Source organism: Dyadobacter arcticus, from assembly GCF_011762185.1.
GTDB classification, from domain to species: domain Bacteria; phylum Bacteroidota; class Bacteroidia; order Cytophagales; family Spirosomataceae; genus Dyadobacter; species Dyadobacter arcticus.
Genome location: NZ_JAASQJ010000001.1, coordinates 1,205,007 through 1,222,870, shown reverse-complemented (window position 1 = coordinate 1,222,870; position 17,864 = coordinate 1,205,007). Strand labels below are relative to the sequence as shown.

At 43.1% G+C, this 17,864-nt stretch carries 15 protein-coding genes; 7 read left to right on the top strand and 8 right to left on the bottom strand.

Annotation, left to right across the window (positions count from 1 at the left end):
- The first annotated feature begins 106 nt into the window (after positions 1-106).
- Positions 107-961, top strand: a complete 855-nt coding sequence (locus FHS68_RS05180) for a glycoside hydrolase family 16 protein (protein WP_167267832.1) — start codon at positions 107-109, stop codon at positions 959-961.
- Positions 962-996: 35 nt separating this feature from the next.
- Complete coding sequence (locus FHS68_RS05175; protein WP_167267831.1) at positions 997-2,757, top strand: DNA polymerase III subunit gamma/tau; 1,761 nt, start codon at positions 997-999, stop codon at positions 2,755-2,757.
- Here FHS68_RS05175 and coaE read toward each other — a convergent pair.
- The 6 genes from coaE to nusB all read right to left on the bottom strand — a co-directional run bounded on the left by coaE (position 2,740) and on the right by nusB (position 6,468).
- Positions 2,740-3,363 (bottom strand): dephospho-CoA kinase, encoded by a 624-nt coding sequence (coaE, locus tag FHS68_RS05170; protein ID WP_167267829.1) that lies wholly within the window; start codon positions 3,361-3,363, stop codon positions 2,740-2,742. The genes FHS68_RS05175 and coaE overlap by 18 nt on opposite strands.
- A gap of 35 nt (positions 3,364-3,398) precedes the next feature.
- Positions 3,399-4,091: a YbbR-like domain-containing protein gene (locus FHS68_RS05165; protein WP_310588505.1), complete on the bottom strand. Its 693-nt coding sequence runs from the start codon at positions 4,089-4,091 to the stop codon at positions 3,399-3,401.
- A gap of 18 nt (positions 4,092-4,109) precedes the next feature.
- Positions 4,110-4,409 (bottom strand): preprotein translocase subunit YajC, encoded by a 300-nt coding sequence (gene yajC / locus FHS68_RS05160; RefSeq protein ID WP_167267828.1) that lies wholly within the window; start codon positions 4,407-4,409, stop codon positions 4,110-4,112.
- A 35-nt stretch (positions 4,410-4,444) separates the two neighbouring features.
- Entirely contained in the window at positions 4,445-4,885 is a 441-nt protein-coding gene (locus FHS68_RS05155) for a DUF1573 domain-containing protein (RefSeq protein ID WP_167267826.1), read from the bottom strand.
- 9 nt (positions 4,886-4,894) lie between these two features.
- A complete protein-coding gene (locus FHS68_RS05150; RefSeq protein WP_167267825.1) occupies positions 4,895-5,197 on the bottom strand; it encodes a YtxH domain-containing protein in 303 nt (100 codons plus the stop codon).
- A 104-nt stretch (positions 5,198-5,301) separates the two neighbouring features.
- On the bottom strand, positions 5,302-6,468 hold the full coding sequence (gene nusB / locus FHS68_RS05145; RefSeq protein WP_167267823.1) for a transcription antitermination factor NusB: 1,167 nt from the start codon (positions 6,466-6,468) through the stop codon (positions 5,302-5,304).
- 229 nt (positions 6,469-6,697) lie between these two features.
- On the opposite strand from nusB, the gene FHS68_RS05140 reads away from it, so the two are divergent.
- Positions 6,698-8,479, top strand: a complete 1,782-nt coding sequence (locus tag FHS68_RS05140) for an ABC transporter ATP-binding protein (protein WP_167267822.1) — start codon at positions 6,698-6,700, stop codon at positions 8,477-8,479.
- Here FHS68_RS05140 and FHS68_RS05135 read toward each other — a convergent pair.
- Together FHS68_RS05135 and FHS68_RS05130 are read right to left on the bottom strand one after the other, a co-directional pair.
- The gene (locus FHS68_RS05135) at positions 8,476-9,261 is read right to left on the bottom strand and encodes a Fic family protein (protein ID WP_167267820.1); all 786 of its coding nucleotides are present in this window, start codon (positions 9,259-9,261) and stop codon (positions 8,476-8,478) included. The genes FHS68_RS05140 and FHS68_RS05135 overlap by 4 nt on opposite strands.
- A gap of 33 nt (positions 9,262-9,294) precedes the next feature.
- A complete protein-coding gene (locus FHS68_RS05130) occupies positions 9,295-10,068 on the bottom strand; it encodes an XRE family transcriptional regulator (protein ID WP_229211771.1) in 774 nt (257 codons plus the stop codon).
- Between the two features lie 127 nt (positions 10,069-10,195).
- Between FHS68_RS05130 and dinB the strand changes: the two genes are divergently transcribed.
- The 4 genes from dinB (at position 10,196) to FHS68_RS05110 (ending at position 17,845) form a co-directional block, all read left to right on the top strand.
- Positions 10,196-11,425: a DNA polymerase IV gene (dinB, locus tag FHS68_RS05125; protein ID WP_167267818.1), complete on the top strand. Its 1,230-nt coding sequence runs from the start codon at positions 10,196-10,198 to the stop codon at positions 11,423-11,425.
- An 18-nt stretch (positions 11,426-11,443) separates the two neighbouring features.
- Positions 11,444-14,413 (top strand): DNA polymerase III subunit alpha, encoded by a 2,970-nt coding sequence (locus FHS68_RS05120; protein WP_167267817.1) that lies wholly within the window; start codon positions 11,444-11,446, stop codon positions 14,411-14,413.
- Positions 14,414-14,465: 52 nt separating this feature from the next.
- Positions 14,466-14,903: a hypothetical protein gene (locus FHS68_RS05115; protein WP_167267815.1), complete on the top strand. Its 438-nt coding sequence runs from the start codon at positions 14,466-14,468 to the stop codon at positions 14,901-14,903.
- 131 nt (positions 14,904-15,034) lie between these two features.
- On the top strand, positions 15,035-17,845 hold the full coding sequence (locus FHS68_RS05110) for a M16 family metallopeptidase (RefSeq protein ID WP_167267814.1): 2,811 nt from the start codon (positions 15,035-15,037) through the stop codon (positions 17,843-17,845).
- Positions 17,846-17,864: the final 19 nt, after the last annotated feature.

The following is a 17,864-nucleotide window of genomic DNA, read 5'->3' as shown; positions in this document are numbered from 1 at the left end:
CGTAAAGGCTATGAGATTGTTCAGAAAAAACTAGATGAGTGTAATGCTATGCTAAGAACCCTGGATCTTTCCTTTCTGGATAACAAGCCTGCACCAAACCAAGATAATGACAAGTCCTAGACATGTATTAGCAGCAATTCCGATAGTTGTAAGCAGCTTTTTAACGTGCTGTTCGCAACCTTCCAGCGCGCCCGAAACTGCGGGAATTATTCAATACCAATTCGCCGCAACCCCTTCCTGGCAGGACGAATTTGACTACACCGGCAAGCCTGATGCTTCCAAATGGAGTTATGATTTGGGCGATCATGGCTGGGGCAACAACGAGCTGGAAGATTATACCAGCAAAATCGAAAATTCCAAAGTCGAAAACGGAAATTTGGTGATTACCGCCATTAAGGAAAAGTCAGGAAAAGCCAATTACAGTTCTGCGCGTCTGGTTTCGAAAGGGAAAGGTGATTTTCTGTACGGAAAATTTGAAATTCGCGCAAAGCTCCCATCGGGACGTGGTACCTGGCCTGCCATTTGGATGCTATTCAGCGAAAACAACTATGGTAACAAAGGTTGGCCAGACAATGGCGAGATTGATATCATGGAACATGTCGGTTTTGATCAGAACCGGGTTCATGGCAATGTTCACACCAAAGCTTTCAACCATTCAATCCATACCAACAAGGGCAATAATCTGATCGTGCCGAATGTATCAGATGACTTTCACATTTATTCCTGCGAGTGGACGCCAGATACTATTTCGATCCTAGTCGATGGTAATTCATACTTTAAATTCGCAAAAGAATCGTCGTATCAATGGCAGGAATGGCCTTTTGATAAACCACTGCATTTAATTTTAAACATTGCCGTTGGCGGCAATTGGGGGGGCCAGAAGGGGGTAGATGACAGCATTTTCCCACGAAAAATGGAAATCGATTACGTCCGTGTATACCCCTTGATCACCAAAAAGTAGCTTTGAAAATCCAGTGCACGGGAGTATCTTGCGGCATGGATCATTTCGTTGTTTCAGCCAGAAAATACCGTCCGGTTACCTTCGACTCCGTTGTTGGGCAGTCACACATCACCACCACTTTAAAAAATGCGATCCGTACCAATCACCTGGCGCAAGCCTTTCTTTTTTGTGGTCCAAGAGGTGTCGGAAAAACAACCTGCGCGCGAATTCTGGCCAAAACCATAAACTGTCAAAACCTTGGAGATGATGTTGAGGCTTGTGGAGAATGTGAATCCTGTGTGAGTTTTCAAAACAATGCATCCTTCAACATTCATGAATTGGATGCAGCTTCCAATAATTCGGTCGAAGACATCAGAAACCTGATCGATCAGGTACGTTATCCTCCTCAAACCGGTAATTATAAAATCTATATTATCGATGAAGTCCATATGCTGTCGCAGGCAGCTTTCAATGCTTTTTTAAAAACACTGGAAGAACCGCCTGGCTATGCGATATTCATCCTCGCAACGACCGAAAAGCATAAAATACTTCCAACCATTCTCTCGCGCTGTCAGATTTTTGACTTTAACCGTATCCAACCCAAGGATATCGCCTATCATTTAGCAGATATCGCGCAAAAAGAAGGAATATCCACAGAAAAGGAAGCACTGGAATTAATTAGTCAGAAAGCGGACGGTGGCCTTCGGGACGCGCTTTCTATGTTCGACCTGAATGTTACTTTTTCAACGGACAACCGCCTGACTTATGAGGCTGTTCTTGAAAACTTGCACATTCTGGATTATGATTATTATTTCAAAATTACAGACGCACTTACTTCGGGAAGCATTGCAAAGTCATTAATCCTTTTTGATGAAATCCTTCGAAAGGGTTTTGACGGACATTTGTTTGTGGTCGGACTTTTAGAGCATTTCCGGAACTTACTGGTTTGCAGGGATCCGTCTACCGTAACGCTTCTGCAGGTCTCAGAATCCGCGGAACGCAAGTATATCGAACAATCTGGGTCGGCTGACATGAGTTTTTTATTGTCGGCTTTAAGTGTCGCTGGTCAATGTGACATTAACTATAAGTCTGCTAAAAACCAGCGACTTCATGCAGAGCTTTGCCTTATAAAGCTCGCCAACTTACCTCATATCCTTCAACTGAATTCTCTTTCAGCCGTTGATGAAACGGCAAAAAAAAAAGTTGAGCCTGAGCATTCACTGAATGTACCGGCTTTGGTTCGGGAAGAAAGTTACCCTGGCAAGCCTCTATCCAATGGTACATCCCACCAATCCAGCCTTCAGGTGTCGCAACCAGTACCGGCTTCATCAAAGTTAAAAAATACCATTTCCCTAAACACGGCCTCGATCTCGGTTACAAAGGAGCATAAGGAGTCGCTTGTTCAACAGGCGGATAAGACTGACAATACTTTTGCAAATGAGATTAGGAAAGAAGAACTATCATTTGAGACGCTGCAAAAGAATTGGACAGAGTTTGCCGAAAAACGAAAACAGTCAGGGAATTCAACTTCGGAGGAAATTTCATTGGGGAGGAAATTCAATCTCGAAGGATACACCATTGAAATTGTATTGGACAATGCGCATCAGCTCGAAGCCATTCAGAACGTCCGCTACGATTTACTTGGTTATTTAAAAAGCCGGATCGATGCACCCAAGCTGGATATCAATGCTCGTGTTGCTCCTGAGGAAGTGAGCCGGATGCCCTACACGCCCGCGGAAAAATTTAATTATATGGCAGAAAAAAACCCTTACCTGCTAGAGTTAAAACAAGCTCTGGGATTAGATGTTGACTTCTAATTTTTCTAAAATCTTTCGCAGGAACAATTGGTGTAGCTCCAAGACCTGTGGTATCAATTCGGAAACTTCATTATTTGCTACAATAAAATCTCCAATCCGTCGTCGGGATTCATCCGATACCTGCCTCTGAATGATCGACTTAACTTCCTCCTCACTGCGCTTATCCCTTTCTAAAATCCTTTCTATACGGAGATCAAACGGAGCTTCGACCACGATCACATAGTCCAACGCATTGCCTTCACCCGCGGCCTTCATAATAGCAGCTTCTTTAATTACATAGGGCGAGGCCGAGTTTTGTATAACCCAATTTTCTGTATCGCGGAGAACAACCGGATGAATAATCGCATTCAGCTGTTTGAGTAATTCCTCATTTTTGAAAACCACAGATGCGACAAAAGACGTGTCATAAAAACCTTGTTCATTATAAGCCCGAGTGCCCAGTAATGTCAAAACCCGTTCTTTAATTTCAGGATCATGATTAGTAAGCCATTTTGCTCGCCTGTCGGCATTGTATACAGGAATATCCAAACATGAAAATAGCTGACAAACCACACTTTTTCCGGACCCAATCCCACCGGTAACACCTATTTGCAGAGGTCGTGACATGAGATCGGGAGAGGGATAATATTGATTAAATAAATTTACAATGGAGGTATAATCAGGTACTGGGCAACTTCAAAACTAATAAAAACGTCTCTGTGACTAACCTCTACCAATGGAGAAACGGGAAGCGGGATCGGTAGGCTTTCGTCGTAATTATTCTGGATTTTGGGAGTAGCTATCGACACGACAATGATATCCGGATACAGCTTTACCAACGATACGGGCCCATCGACCGAAATAAGAGAGGGGGATACATTAATGAAACTGGAAATAACGTATCCCTCCTTCATATTAATCCCGACGCTATCTACCCGGATAGGTATGATTTTCCTGATTTTGGGCTCAAAACTTAATTCGAACGTGTCAGCGACTACGTAATTGACACGCATATTGGGGAAAAGCTCCGTAATCTGGTCTGTCAATGTAGTGGAGTTGATAATGCTGGCCTGATTTGGATTCTGAACCCTATAAACTACTGGATTTGCATTAAAATTCAGCCATGACTTTTGCAACAGGCTCCATCCATCTCCAGTAACATTCACCGAAATCCTTTTAGGCAGCGGCTGCATAGGAACGAAGGCTGACTGATCGTATTCAACCGACAACGGATAATTCAATTTGAGCGAATAATTGTCCTTGTTCAGCACATTCATCAACCAAAAAAAAGAAGCCGCCAAAAAGCATCCGAGAAAAGTTTTGATTTTGTTTTGGTTTGGTGGAACGTAATTCACGACAAAATTGAAATAGATTTAAGCGGTGACCGTACGTGAGACAGCAGATTTGTCTACTGTTAACTTGACACCTTTATCTAATTCCAGCGTGATAGTGGTTTCTTCAACGGTGTAAATTCTAGCGTGGATCCCTCCAATGGTAACAACCTGGTCTCCTTTTTTCAAATTAGTAAGCAGCGTCTTTTGCTCCTTCTGTTTTTTTTGCTGCGGACGGATCATGAAAAAGTAAAACACGCCTATGATGCCAACCCACATGATCACCTGATAGATCATCGCCTGTGAGCTGCCGGCTGCCTGTGCTAAAATAGAAAAATTCATTGTAATAGATGGATTAGTAAAATTTGGAAGAAAGGCTAGTTTTTCATTTCCGGCTTTGGAACAGCATTCACGATTCCCCTGAGCCTCAATTCAGAATAAGCCGGTTCGGTATTAGCGTAAACTGTGATGGTCTTGACCTGCGGTCCTGATTTATTTTTGCTGTCGAAACGAACTTTAATGCTGGATGTCTCTTTGGGACCAATTGGCTCCTTAGGCCATTCGGGCGTCGTACAGCCGCAAGATGATGTAATGTTGTTAAGAATTAACGGATATTCCCCATCATTGCGAAATCTGAAATCATGTTCCACGACTGCTCCCTCCTGAATTGAACCAAAATCATAAGATGAACTGTCGATCAAAGCAAAAACAGGCATTTTTGCATCTGCCTGTTTCGCGTCATCTTTCTTTTCAACTTTCGAGCAGCCCAAAATTATAAGAGCGACTCCAAAAAGGATGAAGATGGATTTTTTTCTCATATAACTATATCAACTAGCCTGACCTTTGATTTGTGCCATCAAACGATCGACATCTTCAAGTAGTTTTTCAGCTTTCTCGCGGGCATCAGTGACGACCCTTTCGCTTTCAGTTCTTGAAAAATTGTCCGGCTGATCTTTCTTATCTACAAGATCCTGAACTACTTCCTGCAATTTTTCGCGGTATTTGGACAATCTGTATGTGAGCTGTGTCCGAAGCACTTCTCCTTTGTTTGGTGCATAAAGAATTCCTAATGCAGCACCCGTGACACAGCCGGTCAGAAATGCAATTAAACTATTACTGGTTTTACTCATGGTTTCTAAAAGGTTTTAGCTCTTGCAATGGCTTTCAGCAAATCGGTTTTTGAGTTGCTTTCAAAAATTATTCCATGATCTTAAACCCGCAAATCCTGGAATTATTACTTATTGTCAATTAATCCTCGGCCGCTTTTTCTTATCACACCTTCTTTTGCAAGTCTAACAGAAAGAACGTCCAGAACGCCATTTACAAACTTACCACTTTTTGGTGTACTGTACCTTTTCGCAATCTCAATAAACTCATTGATTGTAACTTTCACTGGTATTCCTGGGAAATGAATCAATTCGGCAAGTGCAGTTTTAAGGATGATCAAGTCAACCAAAGCGATCCTTTCCAGCTCCCAATTTTTCAATTGATCATCAAGATAAATATCATACTGATCCCCTTCTGCTACCACAATCCTGCAAAGCTCTTCCACAAAAAACCGATCTTCTTCCCAATCTTTTGTGAGCGGGGCCAACTGAAAAGTATGGCTATTATCGGCAGATTTCAAAGTTTTGATTGCAAGACTGCGGATCAGTTCACTATGGTCTACCCAGTAGAGATCCCGCTGTTCAAAATATTCCAGCGGTACCTCGTGCTTTAAAAGAATCTGCCTTAAAATGTGTTGGATAATTGCCTGGTCTTCCTCTGAAGTATGGGAAGATTTTTTACAGTACGCTTCATATTCACTGTCTTTCCTGAGCGCCTCGCGGTAGACTTTACGGAGCAAGTTCATTTCATTGCCCCAACTGACACCGTTTCTAATAATTTCTTCTTCAAGGGATTTGTCTTCAATCAAAACCTTAATCACCTGATTGCTATCAAGACCTGAGTCTTTCGGAAAAGGTGCCTCAGGATCGTCATACTTCCTTTCCCTGTCAAGTTTAGCTTGATGCGATAGCTCGATCAGCATTGACAAAACCCTTATAAAATCGGTATAAATGGATTCCGTTTCATTTAAAACTCTCCGAACCATTTTCTCTCCGTCGGAGATTGTATGTCTGCTATATGCTTCAAAAGCACTTCTTGCAACCCTGATCACCTTTTCAGGCAGATCATTATCTTCCTTTGGTTTGCCATTTTTGATCAGTTCATCCAAAGTCAGACTTGCCAGCTTTTTCATGCCTGACAACTCCTGGCGGTTTTGGGGCTCCATGGAATTCAGATCCGGCGCAAAGGCTTCGTCAATGTTGTCAAGCGCCAGTAGCCGGTTGGCATCTGTTGTCAATTGTCGTGCGTAAAGCGCCTGAACCGCTTTTGTTCGTAATAATCTTCTATTCAGCATAAGCCGGAACACTAAATTGATAAAAGGTACAGTAAATCAAAGAACGAGTCAGTATTGGGCAGGGTCGTTTGTTTGTTACTCCCCTGCATATGTTTAAATTGAGCGCAAAATTAGACTATTTTGTTCAGACTAGGAAAAATGGAATGCCTGCTTTTCATTTTGCAACGTTTTGAAGAAATAGGATGTTGCCTATAAAGTCTCCAATTCCCCTGATCTAAAGTCTCAACTGGTGAAAGCATTAAAGTACCTCAACAAGTACTTATGGAAATACAAGTGGTATCTCATTCTAGGCACCATTTTTACCATTATCTCCAACCTTTTTGGCATTATTCCGGCCCAGCTCGTTCGCTATGCACTCGACCTGGTTATTGAGACTTTGGACATTTATTACCTGTTCAACGGCTCCTCGCTGCAAAGCGAAATGTATGACATTTTTGCGTTCAGCATTTTGCTTTTCGGGTTACTAATCCTGTTAATGGCTTTGCTAAAAGGGATTTTTCTCTTCCTGGTGCGCCAGACAATTATTGTTATGTCGAGGCACATTGAATTTGCTCTCAAAAACGATATTTACCAACATTACCAGACACTTCCTGCGAGCTTTTTCAGAAGGCACAGCACAGGTGATATGATGGCCCGTATTTCAGAGGATGTAAGTAATGTCCGCATTTATGTGGGCCCGGCATTGATGTACGGAATCAACTTAATCGTGCTGTTTTTTCTGGTCATCTCCTACATGGCGTCAGTCAGCACCAAACTTACTTTCTATGTTTTGCTTCCGCTGCCAGTCCTTTCGATCAGCGTGTATGTGGTGAATAGCATGATTATGAAAAGGTCGCAGGAAATCCAGAAACAGTTGTCCGGACTTTCCACCTATGTACAGGAGGCTTTTTCAGGGATTCGGGTTATTAAGTCCTTTGTTCAGGAAAAACATTCATTTTCTAACTTCGAGAAAGAGGCTGAAACATTTAAAGTAAAATCACTGGGGCTTACCAAAGTAGATGCATTCTTCTACCCGGTCATTCTTTTACTGATTGGCCTTAGTAACATATTAATCATATATGTTGGAGGCCAGGAAATTATTAATGGGAACCTGACTCCCGGGAACATAACCGAATTTATCCTTTATGTCAATATGCTGACCTGGCCGGTTATGGCGCTCGGCTGGACCACCAGCCAGATCCAGCGCGCAGCATCTTCACAAACCCGGATCAATGAATTTTTGAACGAAAAGACAACGCTGGTGTCCGAAAAAAATCTGGAAAAATCGCTGGAAGGCAAGATCACATTTAAAAACGTAGATTTTGTTTATCCCGATTCAGGCATAATAGCATTGGAAAATTTTGATCTTGAAATTGAAGCCGGTGAAACGGTTGCAATCCTGGGAACGACTGGCTCTGGAAAAAGCACACTGGCGCATTTAATGTGCCGACTTTATGATCCCACAGGCGGACAAATCCTAATCGATAACATTCCTTTGAAGGATTACGACGTGCATGGTTATCGTCGTCAGATTGGGTATGTACCTCAGGATGTGTTCTTATTTTCAGATACCATTGAAAGCAATGTCCGCTTTGGAACACTGGATATGCCATTTGAAAAAATAGAGCAAGCGGTCAAAGATGCTGATCTCTACAATAATATCATTGATTTCCCCAACGGTTACGAAACGATGCTGGGTGAACGAGGTATTACACTTTCAGGCGGACAAAAACAGAGGCTGTCAATTGCGCGGGCTATTGCCCGTGACCCTAAAATTCTTGTTTTAGATGATTGCCTATCCGCTGTCGATACCAATACTGAAAACATCATTTTGAACAACATGAAGCGCATCATGGACCACCGGACGTCTGTGATCATCTCCCACCGCGTTTCATCAGCCAAGCTAGCCGACCGGATCGTAGTCCTGGACGAAGGTAAAATCATTGAACAAGGAACCCACAGCGAGTTGATGGCAAAAAATGGAGCGTATAAGGAATTGTATGAGAAGCAATTGGTCGCGGAGGAGGCTTAGGCCGGACTAATACCCAAAGCGCTGATCAACATTTTAGAGAAAGGCAAAAATCTATCCATTTTCAAAGCATAGTAATTGAATCCGATATGTATTGATTGGTAATACTCGGTTCTATGTTGTGCATAATACTTCTCTGTTTCAAAATTCCAGGCATTTTTACCAATTTTTTCTACTAAAAACCATTTCTCCAATAACCTGCCTGCCCTCCCGTTTCCGTCCATGAAGGGGTGTATCTTCTCGAATAATAAATGAATCATGGAGGCATAGTATAGAATTTCGGACATGTCCATATCTGTTTCAAGCAGTAAAGAAATATCGCGAAATAGTTTATCCATTTCTCTCTGGACAAACTCTGGTTCTACCGCCAGGTATTCAAGCTTACCGTCGCTGTAAATCCCAACCGGCTGTTTTCTGTACTTTCCCCTTTGAGACTTTAATGCTAAAATTGTTTTGCTTAATATTTGATGTGTTTGTAAAAAGGATTTTTGTGTAAGCGAATTCACGGTTGCATAGTTGTAAGCTTCAAGGAGGTCCTCGATTTCAGCTGTTTCCTTTGGTTTGCTTTTTATTTTAAATGCTTTGTTTTTGAGCCAGGTGTCAAAATCTATCGTATTTCCTTCAATGTTTGAAGAGTAAACAGAAGAGGCCTGCAGGTAATATTCAAAATCCTTTGCAGTGAATTCCTTTTGTAAATTTAACGAAGGTAAAATTAGCGCAGCATTGATCAGTTTGCGGTAGTCTTCAAGATACCGATCTGTTAACAATTCGAGTTGCTTCCTCATACTTAAAATTGGTTTTCCAAAAATCAATTAACATTATCTCACCAACTTCTTCATCTCCTCCTTCATTTCCTTCATTTCCTGATGCAAACTTAGCAAGCTAACTTGTTGTGTATCTGCTTCGAGATCAAAGGTTAACTTGCTATTCACCAACCATACTTCCCGAACTTCATTTCGGTCTATCCTGATGGGTGCATATTCCGGATTGAGGGAGATTAAGTTAATATAATTGGATTGGTTCTCACTTTGCACCTTCTTGACAAGAATACTATCCACAGTTACAATCACATACATTCGTTTATTGCTGAGATTTTCCCAATCCTCTACCGCTTTGCCCACAATCCACTCGCCTGAGTGAAGCGCAGGCGACATACTGTCACCATCCACCTGAAATCCCCTGAATGACGCATTGCGATACTCGGGTAAAGGAATGCTGAATGCCGGTAACTTTTCAAACCATTGCGAATCGCCGATATTATTGGGATAGCCTGCGGCGGCTTTCGCATTGACCAGCACAATATTCTCTTTGCCGGAATTGTCGACGGTGACAACTTTCGGACTGATTGAAACCTTATCCGAATGAAGGTATTTTTGCGAGCTTTCGCCAAAAAGCCACAGCGGATTGATATGAAATTTCTTCAAAAGCTCTTTGACAACCTGCCCGGGAATCCGCGTCCGCCCACGCTCGATATCCGCAGTTGTAGCGCCAATACCAAGCTCATCGGCAAATCCCGACTGCGTTAAGTTTAACTCCTCTCTCACCTGTTTAAAGCGTCTGAATTCTTCCTCGATCTGCATATATATCTTCAAAAAAATGTTGATCTGCTCCTAACTTCCACACTTCCAAATATATAAAATTTTTTGGAAATATTCCTTTTAACACATGGATTTGTTCCATATATTTGGAATTAATCCATTAATTAGTAAATATTCCAAAATGGATCGTACAATATTACATATGGATCTGGATACATTTTTTGTATCTGTTGAACGAAAAAATGATGACAGGCTTCGCAACAAACCCGTGCTCGTTGGTGGCGTCGGTGATCGGGGCGTGGTGGCGGCATGCAGCTATGAAACGAGATCTTTCGGGATACGTTCAGGTATGCCAATGAAAATGGCAAGAAATTTGTGCCCCGAAGCCATTGTGATCAAAGGCGATGCCGGCGTCTACTCCGACCATTCAAAAATAGTATCCGAAATAATTAAGGAGACGGTACCTGTTTTTGAAAAAGCCAGTATCGACGAATTTTATGCCGATCTGTCCGGAATGGATAAGTTCTTCAATAGTTATCAGATGTCGTCAGAGCTCCGGACACGCATTAAAAAAGAAAGCGGTCTGCCGATTTCCTTTGGCCTTTCGACCAGCAAGGTGGTTTCCAAAGTGGCAACGGGCGTTGCAAAGCCCGACAATCAGCGGAAAGTGGACGCAGGCACAGAGAAATCGTTCCTGGCACCGATGCACGTTCAAAAAATCCCAATGGTTGGTGACAAAACCAATAAGATACTTTACGATATGGGTGTGAAATACGTAAAGACCATTCAGGAAATGCCTATTGAAATGATGACACAGATCCTTGGCAAAAATGGCACATTGCTTTGGAACCGGGCCAATGGATTGGACAATTCACCCATTGTTCCATTCCACGAGCGCAAGTCCATTTCCAATGAACGCACATTCGGGAAGGATACGGGCGATGTGAAACGCATGCGGGAAATGCTGCGGGCAATGGGAGAAAACCTCGCTTATCAACTGAGAACCGGGAATAAGTTAACCTCCTGCGTATCCGTCAAAATTCGTTATTCCGATTTTAATACCGTCTCCAAACAGGCTAAAATTCCCTATACATCCGCTGACCACCTGCTCATCCCGCAAATTGAACGGTTATTCGACCAGCTTCATAACCGGCGGATGATGGTGCGGCTGGTAGGGGTGCATTTCAGTGACCTTGTCAATGGTAATTATCAGATCAATATGTTCGATGATACCGAGGAAAGGCTAAACCTCTACATGGCAATGGATTATATCCGGAACAGGTACGGCACGGATAATCGCGGCAATTCGATATTAAGCTGGGGGACAACCATCGGTATTCCCAACATTGCCAGCATGGGTAATCCCTTTAACGGAGAGCCGCCGATTATTCCCGCGCATAGGAATGCATAACATTCTCTTTCCAATACAATGCTACTCAACTGTCACTCATTTTTTAGCCTGCGTTATGGCATGATCAGCGAAGAAGATCTGCTTCGGATCAGTCGTGAGAATGGATATGGCTGTGTCGCACTTACAGACATCAATAACACCTCCGGCTGCCTGAATTTTATAAGGATGGCCGTCAGTTACGACATTAAGCCCATTGTCGGAATTGATTTTCGCAACGGGATTCAACAACAGTTTGTAGGCGTTGCAAAAAATAACGCAGGGTTCCAGGAGTTGAATGCCTATCTATCCAAACATCTGCACCAGAAGCAGGATTTCAGTGATGTGGCGCCAGCGCTTGAATCGGAAAATGCAGTTTTCATTTATCCATTTGAAAAACTCATCAAGAGCAAGAAAGACAGTTTTCTTCCAAATGAATACATCGGTATTTCCACCAAAGACCTGACAAGGATCCCGTTTTCGCCCCTTTTCAAACATCGTGACCGGCTGGTTATCTTGCAGCCGCTCAGTTTTCGGTCTAAAAAGGATTTCAATGCGCACCGCTTGCTGCGTGCGGTTGCCCAAAACACTTTGTTAAGCAAGCTTTCCACTTCTGAAACAGGTGAAGATACCGAGCATATCCTGCCGTCAAAGGTGCTTCGCTACCACTTCAAAGACCTGGACCATGTCATTTATAACACCGAAAAACTGATGGCCGAATGCAATATCGATTTCCTTTTTGGGGATAACAGAGAGCATCAGAACTTACAGCTATTTACAGAAAGCAAAAAAAATGATTATCAGCTTATTTATCAGCTGGCTTGTGACGGGCTGCGGTACCGGTATGGCTCAAATGTGGATGACGTGATCCTGGACCGGTTCAACATGGAACTGGAACTGATTGAAAAACAAAACTATATACCTTTTTTTCTGGTCAATCATGACATTGTAAGTTATGCCCGCCAAAAGGGATACTATTACGTTGGGCGAGGGAGTGGCGCAAATAGTATTATTGCTTACCTGCTCAATATCACCAATGTAGATCCCATTGAGCTGGACTTGTACTTTGAGCGGTTCATGAATTTATACCGCAAGAATCCGCCCGATTTCGATATTGATTTTTCATGGCGCGACCGGGAAGACGTGACGCAGCATATTTTTGACAGATTTGGAAAAAATGGGCAGGCATCACTGCTGGCCACATATAGTACTTTCCAACATAGTGCAGCCGTGCGCGAACTTGGGAAGGTTTTTGGTCTACCCACTTATGAAATCGATGCATTGAGCGATGGCAAATATGACCCGAGAAAACTGGATCATCTATCAACATTGATTTTAAAATACGCGCGTTACTTTCAGGAAAATAACCAGCCAAATCATTTAAGCATCCACGCGGGCGGGATCCTGATTTCGCAGCGTCCCATCAATTATTTCACAGCCACTGACCTCCCACCCAAAGGATTTCCCACCACACAATTTGATATGGTGATTGCGGAAGACGTGGGTTTGAATAAATATGACATTCTCGGGCAACGTGGATTAGCGAAAATCAAGGAAACGCTGGATGTGATCCGCTATAACCGTCCGGACGAGCCGGAAATTGACATTGATAATGTTAAAAAATTCAAGGTAGATCCGAAGATCAATAATTTGATTAAACAGGCGCAATGTATCGGCTGTTTCTATGTGGAATCGCCTGCCATGCGGATGCTTTTGAAAAAGCTCGAAGTGGATAATTACCTCGGATTAGTAGCTGCGAGTTCAATTATCCGTCCGGGGGTTGCTAAAAGCGGTATGATGCGCGAATATATTTTGCGGCACCGCCACGAAGACCGGAGAAGTGAAGCCCATCCTGAATTGCTGAAATTAATGCCTGAAACTTACGGCATTATGGTGTACCAGGAAGATGTGATCAAAGTGGCGCATTATTTTGCCAAACTTACACTGGGCGAGGCGGACGTCATACGCCGGGGGATGAGCGGAAAATTCCGTGGCAGGGATGAATTTGACAGGGTCAAGAAAAAATATTTTAAAAATTGCGATGATCTGGGTTATGATCCAAAGACTACCAAAGATATCTGGGAGCAAATCGCCAGTTTTGCGGGATATGCTTTCGCAAAAGGCCATTCTGCATCCTATGCCGTCGAGAGTTATCAAACACTTTTTCTGAAAGCCTACTATCCCCTTGAATTCATGGTAGCGGTACTGAATAATGGTGGCGGGTTTTATGCACAGGAACTTTATATCCATGAGGCCAGGATGCAGGGCGCGAATATATTGCCGCCCTGTGTCAATCATAGCCTGGCCGAAACAATTATTGAAGGAAAAGACATTTACCTCGGCATGCAGTTCCTGAATGAAATGGAGGAAAAAAGCATTACCCGGATTGTGGAAGCACGCCGTGCAGAAGGGGTATTTACTTCATTAAATAATTTCCTGGACCGTGTGTCCATTTCCATTGAGCAATTAACGATCCTGATCCGCATTGACGCTCTGAGGTTTACAGGAATTGATAAGAAAACCTTACTTTGGAAAGCGCATTTCAGGCTTAGCAAGACACCGGTCAAATTCCCACAGAAGCACTTGTTTCAAACAGAAGTAAAAGATTTCGACCTGCCAGTCTTTCATTCCTCGCCGGTGGATGACGCTTACGATCAGATTGAATTATTGGGTTATCCGCTTTGCAATCCCTTCGATTTGCTAAAATATCCGCTGCCGCCAAGTGTGATGTGCGCCGATCTGCACAATTATGTAGGTTGTGAAATCATACAATACGGATATCTGGTTGCCGTGAAAAATACACGCACATCAAAAGGCGAAACCATGAATTTCGGAACATTTCTGGATCAGCGCGGAGAATTCATCGATACTGTCCATTTTCCTCCGGTAGCCGAAAAATTCAAATTCTCGGTGAAAGGAGTTTACAAGATCTACGGAAAAGTGACCAGCGAATTCGGCTTTCTAACATTAGAAGTCATTGAAATAACCCGGCTGGATTCGGCTGGAAGATAAAAATTGCTACATATTCGTTATTTGCTTATTCCTATTAAAACTGACTCAAACTATGAGACATATTGCCTCTATTTTTCTTGTGGCCGCTTGCATTTCATCTTGTAATAGAGATTCGGGAACCAGCAATTCAAAAGCGAATGACTGCTTTGTTTACAAAATGGACAAAGACTCTGCATTTCTCCAAATTGATATACACAATGACATCGTAAAGGGAGAACTGGCATACCACCTCTTTGAAAAAGATAACAATCAGGGAAGCATTGAAGGCAGGATCGTTGGCGACACAATTTTTGCAAAATACAAATTCATGTCGGAAGGAGTAGAATCAATTCGTGAGGTCGCATTTCTAAAAAAAAGCAGCAACTGGGTCGAGGGATTTGGGGAAGTTGAAGACAAAAATGGCTCAATGGTTTTTAAAGATCACTTGGGTCTAAAATTTGAAAGCGGCTTGCTGTTTAAGGAAGTCCCGTGCCCAAAAGCCGCGGATTAAATTGGATTCTATTTCTGTTCCTGTACTTCGAGCGCATCGAAGATGAAACATTTGCGACATCCGCTTTGGAATCGCGATCTTTAAATATATCTTTCGTTTCTCCGGAAGATCATCAAATTAAAGTCAGAAAAATGAAAAAAGCGTTGGCCGCTCTCTGTTTGGCGGGATTAGGAATTTGCTGCACCGTGCCAGCTTATACGCAAAATCTGAGCACTGAAAAAATCCCACTTGATCCCGGCGTTAAAATGGGAAAACTGAAAAACGGGATAACGTACTATATCCGAAAAAATGCGGAGCCAAAAAACCGGGCAGAACTCCGGTTGGCGGTTAAAGCAGGTTCTGTCCTTGAAACGGATGCGCAGCAAGGCCTGGCCCACTTTATGGAGCATATGAATTTTAATGGGACCACCAATTTCCCCAAAAACGAGCTGGTTAACTTTCTTCAAAAAACAGGCGTACGTTTTGGAGCTGACTTGAATGCTTCTACCAGTTTCGATGAAACGATCTATATGTTGCCAATTCCGACCGACTCGGCGGGATTGATCGATAAAGGACTCCAGGTATTGGAAGATTGGGCGCACGGTGCATTGCTGGAACCTTCGGAAATCGAAAAAGAAAGAGGGGTTGTTTTAGAAGAATCGCGGATGGGCCGCGGTGCACAGCAAAGAATGCGCGACAAATTCCTGAAAGTGATTCTGAATAACTCCCGCTATGCCGAGCGTCTGCCGATTGGTAAGGACAGTATCCTGAAAACATTTAAACCGGAAACCATCAAAGCGTTTTACAAGGATTGGTACCGTCCCGATCTGATGGCAGTTATAGCAGTCGGGGACTTTGATATAGCGAAAGTCGAGGCCACCATTATCCAGAAATTCAGCTCAATAGCCCCACCGGTCAATCCTAAGAAAAGGATCAAGTATGACATTCCACTGGACGGCGCGACGAGGGTTGCGATCGTGACAGATCCGGAATACCCGCAGAATCTTATCCAATTGATCTACAAACAGCCCAATAGCAAGGAAAAAACGTTGCTGGATGTCCGTAACAATTTTTCTCAGGAACTGTATAATGCCATGATGGGCCAGAGGATGCAGGAGTTAACGCAGAAGGCTAATCCGCCTTTCTTATATGGTGGTAGTCAGTATGGCGATTTTCTTGGTAACCTGGATTCTTATACTTCAATTGCGCTCGCCAAAGATGCATCGTCCATGAAAACTGCCTTAACAGCACTTCTGGAAGAGAATGCGCGTGTTCAGAAATTCGGTTTCACGCAGCCTGAGCTGGATCGCGCGAAAAAGGACTTTTTCAACAGCATTGAACAGTATTATAAGGAACGGGACAAAACCAAATCTTCGAACTATGTGCAGGAATACCTTGACCACTTTCTAAACGACGAACCTTATATGTCGGCTGAGACTTACTTCGAGTTTGTAAAAAAACATTTGGAAGGTGTTACGCTGTCGGAGATTAACCTTTTGGCAAAAAAATATATAACCGACAAAAACCGTGCTGTGGTGGTAATGGGCCCTGATAAAAGCAAAGATGCATTGCCGACAGAAGCTGAAATAAGGAAACTCTTGGTTGAAGCAGGCAAAGATGTGACTGCATATGTAGATGATGTGGTCGATTCCCCGCTACTCACGACTGAGCCCAAAGCCGGGAAGGTTACAGCGGAAAAGAAATTGGAAAAGTTGGGCGTGACAGAACTTACGTTGTCCAATGGTGTAAAGGTTTTGCTTAAACCAACGGATTACAAGAATGATGAAATACTGATCAAAGCGACTGCAAAAGGTGGTTACTCGTTGTTTCCTGATGAGCGTGAAACGGGAATATTTGCGAGCTATCTGATCCAATCAGGCGGTGTGGGGCCTTACAACCAGACCCAATTGCAAAAATTTCTTGCGGGAAAAACAGCCAATGCCGGGCCGTACCTGAGTGAGCTAACAGAGGGTATAGGCGGCAGTACCAATCCAAAAGATCTGGAGATTACTTTGCAGCTCATTTACGCCTATTTCACCGAGCCGCGTAAAGATGCAGATGTTGTGACGGGGATCCTTGCCAATCAGAAATCTTACTTAGAGAACATTCAAAAAACTTTGACTCCTGAAAAGGTCTATTCGGATTCACTGAATGCGATTTTAACAAGCTATAACCCAAAAAGGCGGCCATTGAAACCAGAAAGTGTTGATAAGGTCAGTCTTGACCGTGCGGTTACGATTTACAAAGACCGCTTTGCTGATGCCTCGGATTTTGTTTTTACAATCGTAGGTGCATTCAAACCGGACGATATCAAATCGCTTCTCGAAAAATACCTGGGCAGCCTGCCATCAACCGACCGGGACGATACTTTCAAACATCCGAACATTTTCCCTCCCAAGGGAAAGATTGAGAAAACAATCTATAAGGGTCTTGAACCAAAAAGTCGCGTTACATTGATTTCGAGCGGCGAATATGATTATAGTCCGGAGAACAACATTCAGATTGAAGCATTACAGGAGGTATTGCAGATTAAGTTGATCGAGGCATTGAGGGAGGAAGAAAGCGGCGTTTATGGCGTTGGCGTTTCGGAAGGAACGGATAAATTCCCGACCGGACATTATCGATTCAGCATTGGATTTGGATGCGCTCCGGAAAATGTAGATAAATTGGTAAAACGTACCCAGGAAGAGATTGATAAGATCAAACAGAATGGCGCTGACCCGAAAGACATCGAAAAGTTTGTAGCCGAAACCCAGCGCAAAACAGAAACTGCATTGAAAACCAATAACTTCTGGCTCGATTACCTGGATGACAATACATACCTGGGCGATGACCTAGACGAAATTTTCCAGCAGGATAAATTGCTTAAATCAGTTACAGTCGCAAGCAGCAAAGCTACTGCACAGAAATATTTCAGCGACGACAACTTCATCAAAGTTGTGCTGATGCCAGAAAAGAAATAATCAATTTTTCAATCCCCGG